General features: G+C 72.9%; 17 protein-coding genes and 2 pseudogenes. 18 read left to right on the forward strand and 1 reads right to left on the reverse strand.

The annotated features are described in order from the left end of the window. Window positions 1-112 precede the first annotated feature (112 nt). Window positions 113-1,702, reverse strand: coding sequence for an FAD-dependent oxidoreductase (locus ABZ990_RS28405; protein ID WP_361237522.1), 1,590 nt, complete (start codon window positions 1,700-1,702; stop codon window positions 113-115). 145 nt (window positions 1,703-1,847) lie between these two features. On the opposite strand from ABZ990_RS28405, the gene ABZ990_RS28410 reads away from it, so the two are divergent. The 18 genes and pseudogenes from ABZ990_RS28410 to ABZ990_RS28495 all read left to right on the forward strand — a co-directional run bounded on the left by ABZ990_RS28410 (window position 1,848) and on the right by ABZ990_RS28495 (window position 19,121). Then, complete coding sequence (locus ABZ990_RS28410; RefSeq protein ID WP_361237525.1) at window positions 1,848-2,345, forward strand: DUF1772 domain-containing protein; 498 nt, start codon at window positions 1,848-1,850, stop codon at window positions 2,343-2,345. Continuing rightward, a complete protein-coding gene (locus tag ABZ990_RS28415) occupies window positions 2,342-2,884 on the forward strand; it encodes a hypothetical protein (RefSeq protein WP_361237528.1) in 543 nt (180 codons plus the stop codon). Before ABZ990_RS28410 ends, ABZ990_RS28415 begins: the two co-directional genes overlap by 4 nt. Then, window positions 2,881-4,752, forward strand: a complete 1,872-nt coding sequence (gene asnB, locus ABZ990_RS28420; protein ID WP_361237531.1) for an asparagine synthase (glutamine-hydrolyzing) — start codon at window positions 2,881-2,883, stop codon at window positions 4,750-4,752. Before ABZ990_RS28415 ends, asnB begins: the two co-directional genes overlap by 4 nt. Window positions 4,753-5,210: 458 nt before the next feature. Next, window positions 5,211-7,238, forward strand: coding sequence for a BTAD domain-containing putative transcriptional regulator (locus ABZ990_RS28425; RefSeq protein ID WP_361237534.1), 2,028 nt, complete (start codon window positions 5,211-5,213; stop codon window positions 7,236-7,238). 202 nt (window positions 7,239-7,440) lie between these two features. Further along, the gene (locus ABZ990_RS28430; protein WP_361237536.1) at window positions 7,441-7,812 is read left to right on the forward strand and encodes a TcmI family type II polyketide cyclase; all 372 of its coding nucleotides are present in this window, start codon (window positions 7,441-7,443) and stop codon (window positions 7,810-7,812) included. Further along, window positions 7,809-8,237, forward strand: a complete 429-nt coding sequence (locus ABZ990_RS28435; RefSeq protein ID WP_361237539.1) for a cupin domain-containing protein — start codon at window positions 7,809-7,811, stop codon at window positions 8,235-8,237. Before ABZ990_RS28430 ends, ABZ990_RS28435 begins: the two co-directional genes overlap by 4 nt. Next, window positions 8,234-9,508, forward strand: a complete 1,275-nt coding sequence (locus ABZ990_RS28440; protein ID WP_361237542.1) for a beta-ketoacyl-[acyl-carrier-protein] synthase family protein — start codon at window positions 8,234-8,236, stop codon at window positions 9,506-9,508. Before ABZ990_RS28435 ends, ABZ990_RS28440 begins: the two co-directional genes overlap by 4 nt. After that, window positions 9,505-10,782 (forward strand): ketosynthase chain-length factor, encoded by a 1,278-nt coding sequence (locus tag ABZ990_RS28445; protein ID WP_361237546.1) that lies wholly within the window; start codon window positions 9,505-9,507, stop codon window positions 10,780-10,782. The genes ABZ990_RS28440 and ABZ990_RS28445 overlap by 4 nt, the downstream gene beginning before the upstream one ends. A 37-nt stretch (window positions 10,783-10,819) precedes the next feature. Beyond that, window positions 10,820-11,080 carry an acyl carrier protein gene (locus ABZ990_RS28450; RefSeq protein ID WP_361237549.1) on the forward strand — a complete coding sequence of 87 codons (261 nt, stop codon included), beginning with the start codon at window positions 10,820-10,822 and terminating at the stop codon, window positions 11,078-11,080. Continuing rightward, window positions 11,080-11,526 (forward strand): annotated as a pseudogene (locus tag ABZ990_RS28455) (SRPBCC family protein); the annotation flags it as partial. The gene ABZ990_RS28450 and the pseudogene ABZ990_RS28455, both read left to right, overlap by 1 nt. Window positions 11,527-11,565: 39 nt before the next feature. Beyond that, window positions 11,566-12,276, forward strand: a pseudogene (locus tag ABZ990_RS28460) (SDR family oxidoreductase); the annotation flags it as partial. A gap of 28 nt (window positions 12,277-12,304) precedes the next feature. Next, window positions 12,305-13,054, forward strand: a complete 750-nt coding sequence (locus ABZ990_RS28465; protein ID WP_361237552.1) for an SDR family NAD(P)-dependent oxidoreductase — start codon at window positions 12,305-12,307, stop codon at window positions 13,052-13,054. Between the two features lies 1 nt (window position 13,055). Next, entirely contained in the window at window positions 13,056-13,514 is a 459-nt protein-coding gene (locus ABZ990_RS28470) for an antibiotic biosynthesis monooxygenase family protein (protein WP_361237555.1), read from the forward strand. Then, window positions 13,511-13,852, forward strand: a complete 342-nt coding sequence (locus ABZ990_RS28475) for an antibiotic biosynthesis monooxygenase (protein WP_361237558.1) — start codon at window positions 13,511-13,513, stop codon at window positions 13,850-13,852. Before ABZ990_RS28470 ends, ABZ990_RS28475 begins: the two co-directional genes overlap by 4 nt. A 2-nt stretch (window positions 13,853-13,854) precedes the next feature. Then, window positions 13,855-15,108: a cytochrome P450 gene (locus ABZ990_RS28480; RefSeq protein WP_361237561.1), complete on the forward strand. Its 1,254-nt coding sequence runs from the start codon at window positions 13,855-13,857 to the stop codon at window positions 15,106-15,108. A 201-nt stretch (window positions 15,109-15,309) separates the two neighbouring features. After that, window positions 15,310-16,116 (forward strand): SAM-dependent methyltransferase, encoded by an 807-nt coding sequence (locus tag ABZ990_RS28485; RefSeq protein WP_361237563.1) that lies wholly within the window; start codon window positions 15,310-15,312, stop codon window positions 16,114-16,116. Window positions 16,117-16,121: 5 nt separating this feature from the next. Next, on the forward strand, window positions 16,122-17,642 hold the full coding sequence (locus ABZ990_RS28490) for an oligopeptide:H+ symporter (RefSeq protein WP_361237566.1): 1,521 nt from the start codon (window positions 16,122-16,124) through the stop codon (window positions 17,640-17,642). Between the two features lie 369 nt (window positions 17,643-18,011). Then, window positions 18,012-19,121: an RICIN domain-containing protein gene (locus tag ABZ990_RS28495; protein ID WP_361237569.1), complete on the forward strand. Its 1,110-nt coding sequence runs from the start codon at window positions 18,012-18,014 to the stop codon at window positions 19,119-19,121. Window positions 19,122-19,125 lie beyond the last annotated feature (4 nt).

Raw genomic sequence — 19,125 nt, forward strand, 5'->3', positions numbered from 1 at the left:
AGTGGCAGGAGGTTCTGCACACCACGGTCGACGCCTTGTTCCACACACTCCAGCAGGTGCTCCCCCTGATGCGCGGGGAAGCGCGCCGACGGACTTTCCTCCGTCCTCCGGCTCAGCGGTGGAGCAGCCGGCCGACGGCCGTCGACAGTTCGTCCGCCGGGTCGGCCGGCGGCTTCGGCGCCCGCCAGGCGATGAAGCCGTCGGGGCGGATCAGGACCGCGCCGCCGTGGTCCACGCCGTAGGCCGCGAGGAAGCGCTCGGCCACCTCCGGCGGTTCCTGCGCACCGACCCGGTGGAAGGCGAGCGGGATGCCCGTGGCGGTACGTACCCGGGCCGCCGCGCCCTCCCAGTCCTCGCCACCGGGCGCGGCCAGCAGCCAGAAACCGCTGTCCAGAAGGTCGTGCAGCGCCGCCGGGCGGCCGGCCCGGCACAGCGGGAGATGCGGGGCCCGGGTGCCGGGGCGGCCCGAGGGACACACGGGGTCCTCCACCGGGGCGCCGTCGTCGGGTCCCTCCTCGGCCGACACGGCGCCCGAGCGGTACACATGGCCGAACAGGACGGTGGTCTCCGGGCGGTGCCGTGCGGCGGCCTTCTCGTCGAGGCCGCTGCGCTGGAGGTAGCGGATCACCCCCTGCTCGACGGTGAACTCCGCGACCGGCGCCCGCTCCTGCTCATAGCTGTCGAGCAGACGTTCCCCGGCCTGGCCGCGCAGCACCAGAGCGAGCTTCCAGGCCAGGTTGTGGGCGTCCTGCACACCCATGTTGCCGCCGAACCCGCCGGTCGGCGGCATGACATGGGCGCAGTCGCCCGCCAGCAGCACCCGCCCGGAGCGGAAGCCGTCGGCGACCCAGGCGGCGATCTCCCAGCTGGTCGAGGACTCGACCGTCACCGGAAGATCGGGCACGCCCACGGCGGCGCGAATCAGCTCGACGCACGCCGCCGCGTCGTACGCGCGGTGACTGTCCTCGGGCGGCAGGCTCGGGGCGAGCACCCAGCGATCGGACCCGTCCCCGCCGAGCTTGCCGAGGACGCCCTTGACCTTCGGGTTGCTGACGAAGCACAGGAAGAACTCGCGCCCTGCCACATAGGGGTCGAGGTCCGCGTGGAAGATCACGTTCATCTGCCGCCCGAACACGCCCGGACCGTGCCGCCCGATGCCGAGGCTCTCGCGCACGGGCGCCCGGGACCCGTCGGCGGCGACCAGGTACCGGGCGCGCACCCGCCGCTTCGAGCCGTCGGCCCGGCGCAGTACGGCGTCGACCCCCTCGGCGTCCTGGGTGAAGCTCACCAGCTCGGTGGCGAACCGGATGTCGGCGCCCAGCTCCTCCGCGCGCGACCGCAGCACCGGCTCGAACCGGTCCTGTCCGATCAGCGTCCAGCCGGTGGTGCCCACCTCGGCGGGGTCGTGCCGGAACGGGCCGTCGAACCGGCCGAGTTCGGCGCCCGCCAGCGACTCCGCCCGCAGGATGTCGCCGTAGCGCGCGTGCGGGTTCTCCTGCGCGCGCACCGCCGCTTCGAGCCCCAGCGCGCGCATCAGCTCCATCGTGCGCGGGCTCGCTGCCTGGGCGCGGGGGTGTGCCGAGATCTCCGGGTGCCGCTCCACCAGCACCGGGCGCACCCCCTGCCGGGCGAGGAACAGCGCGGTGGCGAGGCCCACCATGCTGCCGCCCACGATCAGTACGTCTGTCGTCTCGTCCGCCATGAAGGCTCCTTCGGATGCGTGGGGACCGTACCGGCGAAGGCAACACCCGGGCACTCGAAGCGGGCTGGGGTCCCGGCCGAGCGCCGCCACCACGGGTGAACACCACTCCCAGGCGTCTTCGAGCGGTGCGCGAGGCACGGCTGACATGTTCGAGCCGCGAAACGGAGCGGACGACGGAAGGCGGAGAGTCGTGGTGGTGGAGGTGCTGAGTGTGCTGGTGCTGCTGGGCACCGGCCTGGTGGCCGGGGTGCTGTTCGCGGTCGCGGTGAGCGTGATGCCCGCGCTGATCGCGATGCCGCCGGAGCGGTACGTGTCCACGCACAAACTGCTGGGCCGGCACTACGACCGGATCATGCCGTTCGTCGTCACCGGCTCCACGCTGATCGACGTGGCCTTCGCGATCCGGGCGACCGGCGCCGAACGCCTCCTGTTCGCGGTGGCGGCGCTGTGCATGGCCGGGGTCGCCGTGGTGTCACAGACCAGGAACGTGCCGATCAACAACCGGGTCAAGCGCACCGAGCCGGGGGACCTCGGGCCCGGCTGGCAGGACCCGAGGATCCAGTGGCGCGACTGGCATCTGGTGCGCACCTGCTGCGCGATGGCCGGCTGCGCGCTGTCCGCGACCGCGGTGGTGCTGTCGTGAGCCGGCCCGTCGTCGCGCGTGCCCTGCCCGACGCGGCGGACCGCGGGCGCGCCGACGCCCGGATGCGGGAACTGCTCGCCGGTCCGGACCCGGGGCCGGTGGGCGAGCGCGTCGGACTGCTGCACTTCACCGGGCGGCGCAGCGGTCGCCCGTACACCGTCCCGGCGGGTGTGCACCGGCTCGACGGCGCCCTGGTCGTGGCGACCGGCAGTTCCTGGCGGCACAACTTCGCCGGCGGGGCGGACGGCGAGCTGACGTGGCGCGGCACGCGCGGCCGGGTCCGCTTCGGCCTGGTGACCGACCCGGAACGGACCGCGCGTGGCTATCTGGAGCTGTACGAGCGCTACGGTGCCGCGGCGGAGCGACGGCTCGGGATCGCCGTCACGGGCGCCGGCCCGCCCGGACTCGAGGAGTTCAGGGCGGCCGTGGAGTGCTTCGGGCTCTCCCTGGTCGACATCGTGTCCCGGGCCGGGGACACCGCTCGCACCATCACGACCGCCGGTGCCACCGGCACCGCGAACGAGAGGACATCACGATGAGCGCGATCGCCGGCTGGGTGGATTTCGACCGGGACCTGGCCCCGGAGGCCGCCACCGTACGGGCGATGGTCCGGGCGCTCGCCCACCGGGGTCCGGACGGGGAGGCCGACTGGATCCGGGGCCATGCCGCGCTGGCCCATCGCAGGGCGGTGCTCCTCGACGAGGAACACGGCGCCCAGCCCGTCGTGTACGCCACGGACGGCGGCCCGGTGGCCGTGCTCACCCTCGACGGGGCGATCACCAACCATGTCGAGCTGCGCCGTGAGCTGTCCGCCAAGGGCCACCGGTTCACCGGTCGAGGCGACGGAGAGGTGGCCCTGCACGCCTATCTGGAGTGGGGCGGGGACTTCCCGGCCCGCCTCGAGGGCCTGTTCGCGCTGGCCGTCTGGGACGAACGGCGCCAGGAGCTGCTGCTCGCCCGGGACCGGCTCGGCGTCAAGCCGCTCTGCTACTACCGCACCCCGACGGGGCTGCTGTTCGGCTCGGAGCCCAAGGCGCTGCTCGCCCACCCGGCGGTGGAGCCGGTGGTCGACGCCGACGGGCTGCGCGAACTGTTCGCGCACAGCCGCAAGCCCGGCACCGGGGTGTTCCGCGGTGTCCACGAGGTGCTGCCGGGCCACGCGCTGGTCGTCGGCCGCCCGGGCACGGCTCGGCGGCGCTACTGGTCGCTGCCCGCCCGTCCGCACACCGACGGCCTCGCCACCACGGTGGACACCGTGCGCCGGCTTCTGTCGGACGCGGTGGCCACCCATCTGCGGGCCGACGCGCGGGTCGGCGCGATGCTCTCGGGCGGCATCGACTCCAGCGCGCTGACCGCGCTCGCGGCGCTGTCGACCCGGAGCGCGGGCCGCGGCCCGCTGCGCAGCTTCTCGGTCAACTTCGCCGGCTACGCGGAGAACTTCGAGCCCCATCCGACGATGCGGGCCACCCCCGACGCCCCCTTCGCTGAGCTGGCGGCCCGCCACATCGGCACCGAGCACACCGAGATCCTGCTCGACACCGCGGCCCTCGCCGACCCCGGCGTGCACGCGGCGGCGCTGCGCAGCCAGGACGCCCCCTCCCCGCTCGGGGACATGGACGTGTCGCTGCTGCTCTTCTTCGAGGCGCTGCGCGCCCGGGGTGTCACCGCGGTCCTCTCCGGGGAGACCGCCGACGAGGTCTTCAACGGCTACTTCTGGGCGTACGACGCACGGCACAGCAACTCCACGACCTTTCCCTGGGTCTCGTTCGAGCGGGGCCACGACGCCGCCGCGGGAGGCCTGGGCTGCTCGCTGATCGACCTCGGGCTCCGCAAGGAGCTGGACTTCATGGGGTACGCCGACCAGCACTACCGCGACGCGCTCGCCGAAGTGCCGCACACCGGCGGCGAGAGCCCCGAGGAGCGCAGGGCCCGCGAGGTCACGTATCTCGCGCTGACCCGGTGGGCACCGACGCATCTGGACCGCGCGGACCGGATGAGCATGGCGCACGGTGTCCAGCTGCGTCCGCCGTTTTGCGACCGGGCGCTGGTGGAGTACGTCTACAACGTGCCGGCCGCGCTGAAGCGGGTGAACGGTCAGGAGAAGAGCCTGCTGCGGGCCGCCGTCGCCGATCTGCTGCCCGAGCCGGTGCTCGCACGGCGCAAGAGTGCCTATCCGACGACGCAGGAGGCTGCGTACGGGGAGTTTGTGCGCACCCGCTTCGCCCGGCTGGCCGAGGACCGGGACGCCGCGGTCGCGCCGCTGCTCGACCAGGAGGCCACCGCCGCGGCACTCGGCACGGCCGGCGCGCCCCGCGGGGCCTTCGCGTGGGTGGAGCGGGCGAGCATGGAGATGGTGCTCCAGCTGGACACCTGGCTGCGCGAATACAGGGTGCGGCTGCGGCTGTGAGCACACGGACGCGCCGAACTATGTGCCGCTTGACATGTTTTTACGGCACGAAATAGCATGAGCGAATGCATATAGCGGTACGGGGTCGGGGCGGAGGCATGGCCCCGTACCCGCGCGGGCCGATTTCAATCCCCGGGTAGTGCATTTCCGTCGGTTCGAATTCCAGATGGGGTGCCCTGAGGGTTGTTGAAGTCGGCCCCCTTTCTTTTCGTCGGTCAACAAAAAAGCGGCAGAGGCCGGTGTCGTCGCGGATCGCATGGGCATTCACGGACCAGTGTGCCCGGCCGATCCGGCGGCGCGAGCGACCGACGACGTCGGCATGGAGCGGCGGGAAGGAGGGATGCCGGGGTTTCTGAGCGGGAACGATGCCCGAATCTCGGGGCCGTGGACTCACGGGGCCACGCGCCTATGGGGGAGTGAGTGCGTTGTTGGAGATCAGTCTTTTAGGTTCGTTCCGAGTGCGGTGCGACGAAGTGGACACCACCCCGTCCGCACCCAAACTGCGCCAGGTCCTGACCCTCCTGGTGCTCAATGCCAACACTCTGGTCAGCGTCGACCAGTTGTGCGGAGAGCTCTGGGGGGAATACCCGCCCGTCAGTGCTCTGACCACTCTGCAAACGTACATCTACCAGCTCAGAAGGAAGCTCCGGCTGGCCACCGGACAGTCCGGGGCGCCATTCGGCTCCTGCCCGCCGCGCGAGTTTCCCGCGCTTCTCACCAGGGTCGGGGGGTACGAGCTGCGACTGGACGACAAGAAGTCCGTCGACGCCTACCGCTTCGAGCAGCTGACGGAGCGCGGCAAGGCCGCGTACGCCGGCGGAAACGCGAGCGAGGCATCCCGCACGCTCAAGGAAGCCCTCGCGCTCTGGCAGGGCGAGGCGCTGGTGGACGTGGCGGCCGGCCGGCGGCTCTCCGACTGGGCCACCCAGTTGGAGGAGCGGCGCAGAAGCGTGCTGGAACAGCGGTTCGCCATCGAGCTGGAGATCGGCCACCACCACTCCCTCCTCGACGAACTCTCCGCGGCCTTCCGCGCGTACCCCACCCACGAGGCCTTCGCCGGGCAGTTGATGCGGGCCCTGCACCGCAGCGGACGCCGGCCCGAGGCACTGGACGTCTTCCGCACCCTGCGCGCCCGGCTCGTCGACGACCTCGGGCTCGAACCCTCGGGCGCCCTCCAGCTCATCCACCAGGAAGTGCTCGCCGACCGGAGTCCGGCCGTCCGGCCGCCGGCGCGGCAGACCGGCGCCGCGCCCCGGGAACGGGCCGCCTCCGACCAGGCGGAGGGCCGCGGCCCGGCTGGCCTCCGCGCCGCCCGGCCGCAGCAGGACCAGCTTCCGGCCGCGTCGCTGCCTCCCGCCCAACTTCCCGCCGACATAGGAGACTTCGTCGGGCGCGAGGCCGAACTCGACGAGGCGCGGGCCTACCTCGGGTCCGGTGTCGAAGCTGGTTGCGGCGTGCGGCTCGTCGAGGTGCACGGGCCGCCGGGCGTCGGCAAGACGGCCTTCGCGGTACGGGCAGCCCACCGGCTCCGTCCGTACTTCCCCGACGGACAGCTGTTCGTCGACCTGTCCGAGGTGGGGAACGGTTCCGCCCAACTCGCCGACGTGCTCGCCGCCAGCCTCGGCTCCTGTGGCCTGCGGCGCGAGAAACTGCCCAGGGGGCTCGACGAACTCGGCCAGCTCTTCCGCAGCTGGACCGCCGACCGGCGCGTCCTGGTGGTCGTCGACGACGTGCTCACCGCGTCCCAGCTGCGCGCGCTGATGCCGGGAGGCTCCGGCTGCGCCGTGATCGCCACCAACCGCTATCGCGCGCACAGCCTCGCCACCGGCCGGAAGATCGTGTTGCCCCCGCTCTCCCGAGACGAGTCGCTCACCCTCTTCAACGGGGTCGCCGGCGTCCGTCGCGGCGGCGACGAGCCCGCGAGCATAAGGGAGTTGATGCGGCACTGCGAGGGACTGCCGCTGGCCGTCCGGGCCGTGGCGGGGCGGATCGCGGCCCGGCCCGGCTGGTCCGCCGCCCGGCTCGCCGCACGGTGCGCCGGCGACCCGGACCTGCTCCTCGAACTCCCCGCCGGTACCCAGTCGTTGATGAGTACCGTCGAGTCCAGCCATCGACATCTGGCGCGCCCGCACCGGGAGTTGCTCCAGTTGATGGTCGCCAGCAGCCGGGAGCGCTGGAGGCTGGAGGAGGTCACCGGGCTGCTGCCCCGGCCGGCCGGGGACGTCGAGACGCTGCTCGAATACCTGGTGGACGTCCACCTGGTGTACGAGGACATCGTCCCGTTCTCCGGACCGGACGGCACCGTCGGCGGCGAACCGGTCTACACCGTGCCCGCCCTCACCCGGCAGGCCCTGCGTCGGCTCCACACCGGCCCGCGCGCCGAGGGCGTCCGGGCCCCGCGGTGGCCGGCCGGCCCGCGGGTGGTGAGCCTGGTGAAGCCCGGCCGACCGGTGGGCCTGCAACAGCCCACCGGCATGCGGCTGTAGGGCGGGGCCGGCCGGACGAAGGCGGCGCAGGAGGCGGCCCGTACGCACCCCCAAGGTGCGTACGGGCCGCCTCGCCATGTCCCGGCGCGTCGCGTACGTCCCGCCCGGCCCCGGGCTCCAGCCCGCTTCGAGACTCCTTCGACACTGCCTCGACCTCCTGCGCCCAGTGTGATCGCAGCAGTGACAAGCCGGGAGGACAACCATGCACCGAACGCTGATCGTGGCGAGGATGAACCTCGCCGACGCCGAGGGCGTCGCGTCGGTCTTCGCCGATTCCGACAGCACCGAACTGCCGCACCTGGTCGGAGTCTCACGGCGCACCCTGTTCGCCTTCCACGACCTCTACTTCCATCTCGTGGAGGCGGACCAGGACATCGCGCCCGACCTCTACAAGGCCCGCAGCCACCCGCTCTACGAGGAGATCAACACCCGGCTCGGCCGGTTCATCTCCCCGTACGACCCCGGCTGGCAGGAGCCCAAGGACGCCATGGCCGTCCCCTTCTACACCTGGACGCCGGGCGACGGCCCCCGGATCACCGCCCCGAAGGGCGCGCACCAGGGCGGTGCCCGGTGACCGCCCCCGCGACCACCAAGGTCGCCGTGGCCGCCGTCGCCGCCAACACCAAGCGCGGTGGCGACATCCGGGTCACGCTGAGCCCGCGGACCGTCGGCTGCACCTCGGGCTTCGGCGGCGTGCTGCGACTGGCCCCGGGGGAGTACATCACCGAGCATCTGCACCCGTACTCCGAGGAGTTCCTGCACGTCGTGCGGGGCCGGCTGGAGATGACCGTGGACGGCTCGCCGGTCGGACTCGGCCCCGGCGACTCGCTGCTGGTGCCGATCGGGGTCCGCCACCGCCTGGTGAACACCGGGACCGTGCCCGCCGAGGCCGTCTTCCACCTCTCGCCGCTCGCGCCCCGGCCCGAACTCGGGCACGTCGACACCGAGGAGCCGCTGAACACCGGCGCAGGCGACCCCGATGTCGGCGGGTCGCGGTGAACCGCCGCGCCGTCATCACCGGCGTCGGCGCGGTCGCCCCGGGCGGCGTGGGCCGTGACGCCTACTGGCAACTGCTCTCCGAGGGACGCACCGCGACCCGCGCCATCAGCCTCTTCGACGCCTCCGGCTTCCGCTCCCGGGTCGCCGCCGAATGCGACTTCGACCCGTCGGCCGCCGGACTCACCCCACAAGAGGTGCGCCGCATGGACCGCGCCGCGCAGTTCGCGGTGGTCGCGGCCCGCGAGGCGGTCCAGGACAGCGGCCTCGACCTCGGCGCCGCCGACCCCGGCCGGATCGGCGTCAGCATCGGCAGCGCCGTCGGCTGCACCATGGGCCTGGAGAACGAGTACGCGGTGCTCTCCGACGGCGGCCGTGACTGGCTCGTCGACCATACCTACGGCGTGCCGCACCTGTACGGCTACATGGTGCCCAGCACCCTCGCCGTGGAGGTCGCCTGGCAGGCCGGCGCCGAAGGACCGGTGGCGCTGGTCTCCACCGGCTGCACCTCCGGCCTCGACGCCATCGGCCACGGTGTCCAGCTGATCGAGGAGGGCAGCGCCGACATCGTCCTCGCCGGCGCCACCGACGCCCCGCTGTCGCCCATCACCTCCGCCTGCTTCGACGCCATCAAGGCGACGACGCCCGACACGGCGGACCCCGAGCACGCTTCGCGGCCGTTCGACGGACGGCGCGACGGCTTCGTGCTCGGCGAGGGCTCCGCGGTCCTGGTGATCGAGGAGGCGGAGGCCGTCCGGCGGCGCGGCGCGACCGTGTACGCCGAGATCCTCGGCTTCGCCGGCCGCAGCAACGCCTTCCACATGACCGGACTCAAGCCGGACGGACGGGAGATGGCCGAGGCGATCCGGGTCGCCCTGGACCGCGCCCGGCTCGACCCGGCCGGCATCGACTACATCAACGCCCACGGCTCGGGCACCAAGCAGAACGACCGTCACGAGACGGCCGCGTTCAAGCGAAGTCTCGGCCGGCGCGCGTACGAGATACCGGTCAGCTCCATCAAGTCGATGGTCGGGCACTCGCTCGGCGCCATCGGCTCCCTGGAGATCGCCGCCTGCGCGCTCGCCCTGCGGCACCAGGTCGTCCCGCCGACCGCCAATCTGACGGTGCCCGACCCCGAGTGCGATCTCGACTACGTGCCGGGGACGGCACGCGAACACCGCATGGAACGCGTGCTCAGCGTCGGCAGCGGCTTCGGCGGCTTCCAGAGCGCCATGGTGCTCGGCCGGCCCCGGACGAGCCGGGAGGCGGCATGAGCGCCACCGGCATACGGGCCGAGCGCGGCCCGGCGGCCGTGGTCACCGGCATCGGGGTGGTCGCGCCCACCGGCATCGGGGCGAACCGGCACTGGGAGTCGGTGCTCGCCGGCAAGAGCGGCCTCGGCCGGATCACCCGGTTCGACCCTGCCGGCTATCCCGTCCGGGTGGCCGGCGAGGTACCCGGCTTCGAGGCCGGGGAGGAAGTACCGGGACGCCTCGTCCCGCAGACCGACCGGTTCACCCACTTCGCCCTGGCCGCCGCCGAGGCGGCGCTCGCCGACGCGGGCGCGGACCCGGCGGCCCTCCCCGAGTACGAGATGGCCGTGGTGACCGCGAGCTCCTCCGGCGGCACCGAATTCGGCCAGCACGAAATGGAACGGCTCTACCGCAGCGGGCCGTCCTGGGTCGGCGCCTACCAGTCCATCGCCTGGTTCTACGCGGCGACGACCGGACAGGTCTCCATCCGGCACGGCATGCGGGGGCCCTGCGGAGTGCTGTGCTGCGAGCAGGCCGGCGGACTCGACGCGCTCGGCCAGGCACGCCGCCTCCTCGGCACCGGATCCCGGCTGGTCCTCAGCGGCGGCACGGACGCCTCGCTCTGCCCGTACGGGCTGGTGGCGCAGCTGTCGTCCGGCGGACTCTCCACCGTCGACGACCCCGCCCGCGCCTATCTGCCCTTCGACGCGGCGGCCTCGGGCCATGTGCCCGGCGAGGGCGGGGCCTTCCTGGTGGTGGAGAGCGCCGCGTCGGCGCGCGAGCGCGGCGCCGACCCGTACGGCCGGCTGCTCGGCTACGCGTCCGGGTTCGACCCCGCGCCCGGTTCCGGCCGGCCCCCGGTGCTCGCCCCGGTGATCCGCCGCGCCCTCGCCGACGCCGGACTCCCGGCCGCCGAGGTCGACGTCGTCTTCGCCGACGCCTCCGGGCTGCCCGAGCGGGACCTGGCCGAGGCGCGTGCCATCACCGAGGTGTTCGGCGCCGGCGCCGTACCGGTCACCGCGCCCAAGACCCTCACCGGCCGGCTGTACGCGGGCGGCGCCGTCCTCGACACCGCCACCGCGCTGCAGGCCCTCGAACACGGCGTCGTCCCGCACACCGCCGGGCCCGGCGGCCCCGCGCCCGGCTGCGACATCGACCTGGTGCTGGACCGGCCGCGGCGGACCGCGCCGCGCACCGCCCTCGTCCTGGCCCGCGGGCACGGCGGCTTCACCTCCGCGCTGCTCCTGGGCGCCGCGGACCGGACCGGCGCGGGACCCGCCCGGGACGACCACTGACCCGTACCACCCGCACGCGGACGAAAGGCTGCCGAAGATGGCCGAGTTCACCCTGGAAGACCTGATACGCATCCTGCGCGCCGGCGCCGGCGTCGACGAACAGACCGACCTGGACGGCGAGATCGCCGACACCCCGCTCGCGGACCTGGGCTACGACTCCCTCGCCCTGCTCGAGACCGCGACCCGTATCGAGCGCGAGTACGGCCTCCGGATCCCGGACGGGGGCCTGGAGCACAAGCGGACGCCGCGCGAGATCGTGGATTACGTGAACGCCCGCATCGCGGAGGTGCGGGGTTGATGGCCGGTCACACCGACAACCGGATCGTCGTCGACGCACCGATGGACCTGGTGTGGTCGATGACCAACGACGTGGCCTCCTGGCCGCGGCTGTTCAGCGAGTACGCCTCCGCGGAGATCATGGAGCGCGACGGCGACACGGTCACCTTCCGGCTCGCCCTCCACCCCGACGAGAACGGCACGGTGTGGAGCTGGGTCTCCAAGCGCACCATGGACCCGGCGACCCGCACCGTCGCCTCCCACCGGGTGGAGACCGGCCCCTTCGCCCACATGAACATCCGCTGGGAGTACGTCCAGCGGCCCGACGGCGTGGACATGCGCTGGATCCAGGACTTCGAGATGAAGCCCGGCGCCCCGTTGGACGACGCGGGCATGACCGACCGGCTCAACCGCAACACCCTCGTACAGATGCGGCTGATCAAGCGCAAGGTGGAGGCGGCGGCCCGGGCCGGGCGTCGGCTCGCCGGACGCAGGATCCTGGTCACCGGCGGCACCAAGGGCATCGGGCGCGGCATCGTGCTCGCCGCCGCCCGCGCCGGCGCCGACGTCGCCACCTGCTACCGCACCCCCGGCGAGGCAGTCGTCAGCCTGGAGCGGGAACTCGCCGAGACACCCGGCAAGCACCTGGTGATCCGCGCCGACGCCACGGACGCGGACGACGTCGACCGGCTGGTCGCCGAGTGCGAGGCGTGCTTCGGCGGACTCGACGCCGTCGTCAACAACGCGGGCACGTTCCGGCCCGGTCCGTACCTGGAGCTGGACGACACCGAGTGGGCGGCCACGCTGCGGGGCAACGTCGACGCGGCGCACCTGATCACCCGCCGGGCCGCGCCGCTCCTCGGCGCCGGCGCCTCGATCGTGCACATCGGCTCCACGGTCGCCTTCATCGGCATGGTGAACGGGGTCCACTACACCACCGCCAAGGCGGCCCTCGTGGGCATGACCCGCTCCCTCGCGCGGGAGTTCGGCCCGCGCGGCATCCGCGTCAACACGGTCTCGCCCGGCCGCATCGCCACCGAGGCGCTGGACGAGATGCCGGCCGAGGCCGCGGCGCACCAGCGCGAGCTCGTCTCCTCGTTCACCGCGCTCGGCAGGTTCGGCACGGTCGACGAGCTCGCCCGGGTCGTGCTCTTCCTCGCCGGAGAGCACGCCACCTACATCACCGGCCAGAACATCCACGTCGACGGCGGCGTGTGAACCGCGGCCCCACCGAAGGGAAGAACCAGTGGAACTCGCTCTGCATGGCAAGAAGGTCCTGGTCACCGGCGGCACGCGCGGCATCGGGCGGGGCATCGTGCTCGCCGCGGCCCGGGCCGGCGCCGATGTGATCACCTGCCACCGGCAGGACGGCGAAGCCGTCGACAGCCTGGTCCGGGCCCTGAAGGAGACCGACGGCGACCACCATGTGATCAAGGCCGACCTCGGGGAAACGGCCGAGGCCGACCGGCTCCTCGGCGAGGTGAAGGGCCGGTACGGACGGCTCGACGGCGTGGTCAACAACGCCGGCGTGATCAGCCACATCCCGTTCGCCGAGCTGGCGGCCGAGGAATGGTCGAGGATCATCGACACCAACCTCACCGCGGCGTACCGCGTCATCCAGCAGGCGCTGCCGCTGCTCGGCGAGGGCGGCTCGGTCGTCAACATCGGATCGCGCGGCGCCGCCGCGGGCATCCCCCTGCGCGCCCACTACACCGCGGCCAAGGCGGCCATGATCGGGCTGACCCGCTCCCTCGCCAAGGAACTCGGCCCGCGCGGCATCCGGGTCAACGTCGTCGCCCCCGGCGTCATCGAGACCGAGGCGTTCGACACCATGCCCGCCGAGCGGGCCGAGGGCCTGCGCGCCACCTACGCGCGAAAGACCGCGCTCGCCCGGCTCGGCACCGTCGAGGAGCTGGCCGGACCCGTCCTCTTCCTGCTCAGCGACCTGTCCGCCTACGTCACCGGCGAGACGATCAACGTCGACGGAGGTATCTGAGATGGCGGGATCCGAGAGGGCGGGATCGGGCGGGGCCGGATCGAGCGGGGCCGGATCGAGCGGGGCCGGATCGGGCGGGGCGGGACCGGGCGGGCCGGAGCCGACGGGCTCCGGGACGGCCGGCCGGGTCTTCCGGGTGATGCTCCGGATGGAGATCAAGCCGGGCCGGGAGCACGACTTCGAGCGGGTGTGGCTGGAGGTCGGCGACTCGGTCACCGCGCACCCCGCCAACCTCGGCCAGTGGCTCTCCCGCAGCATCGAGGAGGAGGGCATCTACTACATCGTCAGCGACTGGGTCGACGAGCCGCTCTTCCGGGAGTTCGAGACGAGCGACCGGCACCTCGACCACCGCCGGAAACTGCACCCGTTCCGCAGCGGGGGTTCCATGCGGACCATGCACGTGGTGGCGGCGCTGTCCGGGTCGGCCGGGCCGGCCGGCTCCGTCGGCGCGGCGTCGTGACCCCGGGCGCGGTGGAGGTGGTGCTCTACCACCTCTGCGACGGCCCGGACGAGGTGACCGCCGCGTACCACGAGACCAGCCGGCGCATGGCCGGCACCCCCGGACTGCTCGGCAACGAACTCCTGCACGCCCTCGGCGACCCGCGCAGTTACGTCGTGGTCAGCCGCTGGTCCTCCTGGGAGTCCTTCACCGCCTGGGAGGGCGGGGCCGGGCACAAGGAGCAGACGGCCCCGCTGCGCCCGTTCCGCGACACCACGCGGGACCGGCCCTTCGAGATCTACCGGGAGCTCGCGAGCTACCACGCCGGCCGCTTCGCGCCCGCCACGAGAGGAGTCTGAGCATGCCAGGCACGGACACCCCGTCCCCGCCGGTCGACCTGTTCACCCCCGCCTTCTTCCGGCAGCCGCATGCCGCGCTGGCCGAACTGCGCGACTTCGCCCCCGCCGTACCGGTGATGACGCCCAACGGGCTGCGCACCTGGCTCGTCACCCGTTACGACGACGCCCGGGCGCTGCTCGCCGACCCCCGGCTGAGCAAGGACATGCGGGTCGGCAAGGACCTCATCCCGCGCAATTTCGCCGACCCGGTGAAGCAGGCCGAGTTCCTGAAGGAGGCGGGCGAGCGCAGCCAGTTCCCGCACCTGCTGAGCGTGCACATGCTGGACAGCGACCCGCCCGACCACACCCGGCTGCGCAAGCTCGTGGGCCGCGCCTTCACGGCGCGCAGGGTGGAGTCGCTGGGCCCGCGCATCACCGCACTCACCGACGAACTGCTCGACGGCGTCGCCCGGCACGAGCGCGCCGACCTCATGGAGGCGCTGGCCTTCCCCGTCCCGTTCACGGTCATCTGCTGGCTGCTCGGCGTGCCGCCGGACGAGCGGGCCGAGTTCCGCCGCTGGTCGAATCTGCTGGTCTCGGGCGCCGGCACCGACGAGGTACGCGACGCCAGCGTCGACATGATCGGCTATCTGCGCGCGCTGATCGACACCAAGCGCCGCGAGCCGTCCGACGACATGCTCTCCGACCTGGTCCTCGCCACCGACGAGGGCGAACGGCTGTCGTCGGATGAGCTCATCTCGATGGCGTTCCTGCTGCTCGTCGCGGGCCACGAGACCACCGTCAACCTCATCGGCAACGGCGCCCTCGCACTGCTCACCCATCCCGCGGTGCGCGAGCGGCTGGCCGCGGACGACTCGCTGTGGCCCGCCGCCGTCGAGGAGTTCCTGCGCCACGACGGCCCGGTCGCCAACGCCACCTGGCGGTTCACCACCGAGCCGGTCCCCGTGGGCGACGTGGTCATCCCCGAGGGCGAGTTCGTGACCATCTCGCTCGGTGCCGCCGGCCGCGACCCGCGGCGCTACGCGGAGCCCGACCGGCTCGACATCACCCGGAGCAATGCCGCCGGCCTGGCCTTCGGCCACGGCATCCACCACTGCCTGGGCGCCCCGCTCGCCCGGCTGGAAGGACGCATCGTACTCAGCCGGCTGTTCGCCCGGCTGCCCGCGCTGAAGCTCGCCGTGGACGCCGGCGAACTGCGCTGGCGCGGCAGCCTGATGATGCGCGGCCTCGAAGAACTGCCGGTACTCACGGCATGAGCCCGTACCGCCCGGACCGTCCTTCCCGACCGTACCGCCCGCATCGCCCGGAGAGCGCGTCCGGCCGGGACCGGGCCGTACCGCCCGGACCGTCCTTCCCGACCGTACCGCCCGCATCGCCCGGAGAGCGCGTCCGGCCGGGACCGGCACCGACCCGCCGGCGGCGAGCGCCCGGCACCCCACGCACCAGAGGAGAAGCAGATGGAACGCCCCAGCTGGGCGCCGCCCGAGGTGGACATCGACACGCCCAGCATCGCCCGGGTGTACGACTACTGGATCGGCGGCACCCACCACTTCCCCGTCGACCGGGACCTGGGGGACCGGGTCGTCGAGGGCAACCCCGGCCTCCCTGGCACCCTGCGCGCCAACCGGGCCTTCCTGCGCCGCGCCGTGCGGGAGCTGTCGGCCCTCGGCATCCGACAGTTCCTGGACATCGGCTCCGGCATCCCGGCCGAGGGCAATGTGCACGACGTGGCGCTCGACGCCCACCCGGACAGCACCGTCGTCTACGTCGACATCGACCCGGTGGCCGTCGCCCACGGCCGGGCCATCCTCGCCGGCGAGCCGCGCGCGGCGGTCTTCCAGGGCGACCTGTACAAGCCCCGGGACATCCTGGAGGCGGCGGACACCCGCCGGCTGATCGACTTCGACCGGCCGGTCGGCCTGATCCTCGCTGCCGTCCTGCACTTCGTACCCGACCGCGACGACCCGCTCGCCCTGGTACGGCAGTACACCGACCGGCTCGTGCCCGGCAGCCATCTGGTGATCTCGCATGCGGGCGCGGAGGCCGTGCCGAAGGCCGCGCCGGAGGCCGCCGAGCGCTACCGGGGCGCCGTCAGCGAGGTCGTCTGGCGCGACACCGCGGAACTGACCGCGCTCTTCGACGGACACGACCTGCTCGCGCCCGGCGTGGTCCGCGCCCCCGCCTGGCGCCCCGGGCCCGGGGACCAGGCGGGGGCGGAGCCCGACATGCTGGCCGGAGTGGCGGTCAAGCCGCCGACCCGGTGACAACCGTGGAGTCCTCGGTGAAGGCGTCGGCGGCCCCCGACGGGGTACGCCCCCGGGGCGGCCGGCGCCGCGGATTCGGCACGCTCCTCGCGGTGGACCTCTGGGAGCGGTTCAGCTTCTACGGGATGGCCGCGATCCTCGTCCTGTACCTCACCGCGTCCCCGGGGCACGGCGGGATGGGCATGGCGCCGCAGCAGGCCACCGCGGTCTTCGCCGGCTACATGTCGCTGAGCTTCGTGGCCGGACTGCCCGGCGGCTGGCTCGCCGACCGGGTCCTCGGCGCCCGGCGCGCGATTCTGGCCGGCGGCGCCCTCATCGCCTCCGGACACGCGGTGCTCGCCCTGCCGTCGGCCGTCGCGCTCTACGCCGGCCTGCTGCTGATCGTCGCCGGCACCGGTCTGGTCAAGCCGTCGCTGGCCGCGATGGTGGCCGAGGTCGGCGACGAGCGGGGCGGACCGGAGGGGGCGGGTCCGGAGCGGGGAGGTCTGGAGCGGGCAGGTTCGGAGCGGGGAGGCGGGCGCGAGGCCGCGTTCTCCCTTTTCTACCTGTGCATCCAGGTCAGCGCGCTGATCGCGCCCGTGGTGACCGGGCTGCTCGCGGAGCGGGTCGCCTGGCACCTCGGCTTCGCCGCGGCCGCGATCGGGATGACGGCCGGTCTCGTCCAGTTCTCCCTCGGCCTGCGCCGCTTCGGCGAGGTGGGCCGCCGCCCGGTCCGGCCGCTCGGCCGCGCCGAGGCGCGGCGCGCGGTGCGCCGGACCCTGACGGTGCTCGCCGCGGTGGCGGTCGTCGGGGGCGCCGCCGCGGCGGCCGGGGTCCTCGACGTCACCGGGGTACTGGCCTGTCTCGGGCTGCTCACCCTTGGCCTGCCACTGGTGTACCTGCGGTCGTTGCGGTCCCTGCCGCAGGTCAGGGGTGCACTGGGCCGGTTCACCGTCCTGATGGCGGCTTCGGCATGCTTCTGGATGATCTTCGCGCAGAGCGGCTCGGCACTGGGTCTCTTCGCCGAACGCCACACGGACCGCGAGATCTTCGGCTTCGAGGTCCCCGCCAGTTGGTTCCAGTCCGTCCATCCGCTGTTCGTGCTTCTGGTCGCCCCGCTGTTCACCCGGCTGTGGCGACGGGCCGGACCGAGGGCCGGCGTGCCCGTGAAGTTCTCGGCCGCGCTCGCCGCCGCGGGGGTCGGCTTCCTGCTGATGGCCGTGGCCGCGCTGCTCGCCCAGCGGGGGACGGTCGGCCCGTACTGGCTGCTGCTGGTCTATCTCTGTTACTCCTGCGGCGAGATCTCGCTCGCCCCGGCCGGCCTGGCGCTCGCCGCCGAGGTCGCACCGCCCGGCTGGACCAGTCGGTTCCTCGCGCTGAACGGCCTCTTCGGAGCGGTGGGCGTGGTGGCCGGCGGCCAGCTCTACCGGCTCACCACCGTCCTCTCGCTGCCGCTGTACTTCCTGCTGCTCGGCGGCGGGGTTCTGTCGGTGGGTCTGCTCGTCGGCCGGAACGCGCATCGCCTGGTGCCTGGTCGGGAGTCGTAGATCGCGCTGGGGATGGCCATGCCGCCCGTGGGGTGCGGCGTCACGGGTTTCACAACTCCATTTGAATTAAAGGGAGTTGACCATCTCGTGTCGAGGCGGCGGGATCCCGCCGCGACACGCCGGGAAATCGCAACGCTTGAGGTCTGGACCTGCCGATGCGGAACGCTGAACTCAGCTGGCCGGGCGGTCAGTTGCGCGAGGTGTGCGTGGCGAGGCGGTCATGACCAGGCCGTTCCTCGGGCGGGCGCTCGCGGTTCGTACACCTGCTCTCGGGGGGCCGTTCCAGGCATGAACCACCGGGCCCGAACTGCCGGATGTGCCTGAAGCGGTCGACTCGGGCGGGACTCACGGATGATGGGGAAGTCCACGATGAGAGCGAACATCCGGCGCATGACCACCGCCGGCGCGGCCGTCGTCACCGCGATCGCGGCGACCGTCGGCATCGGCCTCGGGGCCTCGGCGGCGCAGCACACGGCACAGGGCACGGCGCGCGGCACGGCACAGAGCGCGGGGTACGACACGAAGGCGCGGAGCGCGGAGCAGGGCTCCGGCCATGGCTCGGGCAAGAAGACGGCGGCGGGGCTCCCGCGGCCCGCCGTCCCGAACGCCGTCCTCTCCGAAGCCGACGTCTCACAAGGCGGCTTATACCGGATCGTCTCCCAACGGTACGAGGCCCTGGACCTCGACAACCGCGAGACCGAGGACGGCGCCAGGGTCCAGACCTGGGAGAAGAACGACACGAGCGCCCAGGTCTGGCGCTTCTGGGACGCCGGAGAGGGTGGCTACCTCGCCGAGACCACCGTGCCCGGCGGTGCGGACAAGGTCCTCGACGGCGACATGACCAACGGTCTCGCCAACCTGTGGCAGATCCACAGGACCAATGGAGACCCCAACCAGCACTGGAGCTTCGAGGCGGCCGGCAGCGGCTGGTTCCGGATCCACAACGGCGAGAAGGGCTGTCTGACCGCCGGTGCCAAGGCGGGCGACCAGGTCACCGTCAACAACTGCGGCAACGACTTCGCCCAGCTGTGGTGCCTGGAGTCCGCCGAGCCCAAGAGCGGTCCCACCACCGAGAAGGGGATCCGCGGCGAGACCGCCCGGGCCATCGAGACCGGCAAGTCCGCCGCCCCGGCCCGTACCCTCGACAGCCCGCCGGTCAACACCGACTATCTGGTCGTCGACGTGGCCAAGGCCCAGGCGCCCGGCCGGACCGGTGTGAGCGTGCACTGGATCGGCCCCGACCACCGCAACCCGTACCGGGAATGGGACTGGATCGAGGTCCTCGACAGCAGCGGTTCCCGGGTGACCTGGGACTGGGTGTGCCCCAAGAAGTCCAACCACTGCGACGGCGCCGACGGGGCGACCTTCATCGACACCGGCGACCTCCCGAGCACCAAGGTGTACACGGTCAAGTACTGGTCCAACGGCGGCGTGGTCAGCTACGGCACGCTCCGCGCCACCGCAGAATTCGTCTCGTGAGGAC

The sequence above is a fragment of the Streptomyces sp. NPDC046203 genome (assembly GCF_040646255.1).
Classification (GTDB): Bacteria; Actinomycetota; Actinomycetes; order Streptomycetales; family Streptomycetaceae; genus Streptomyces.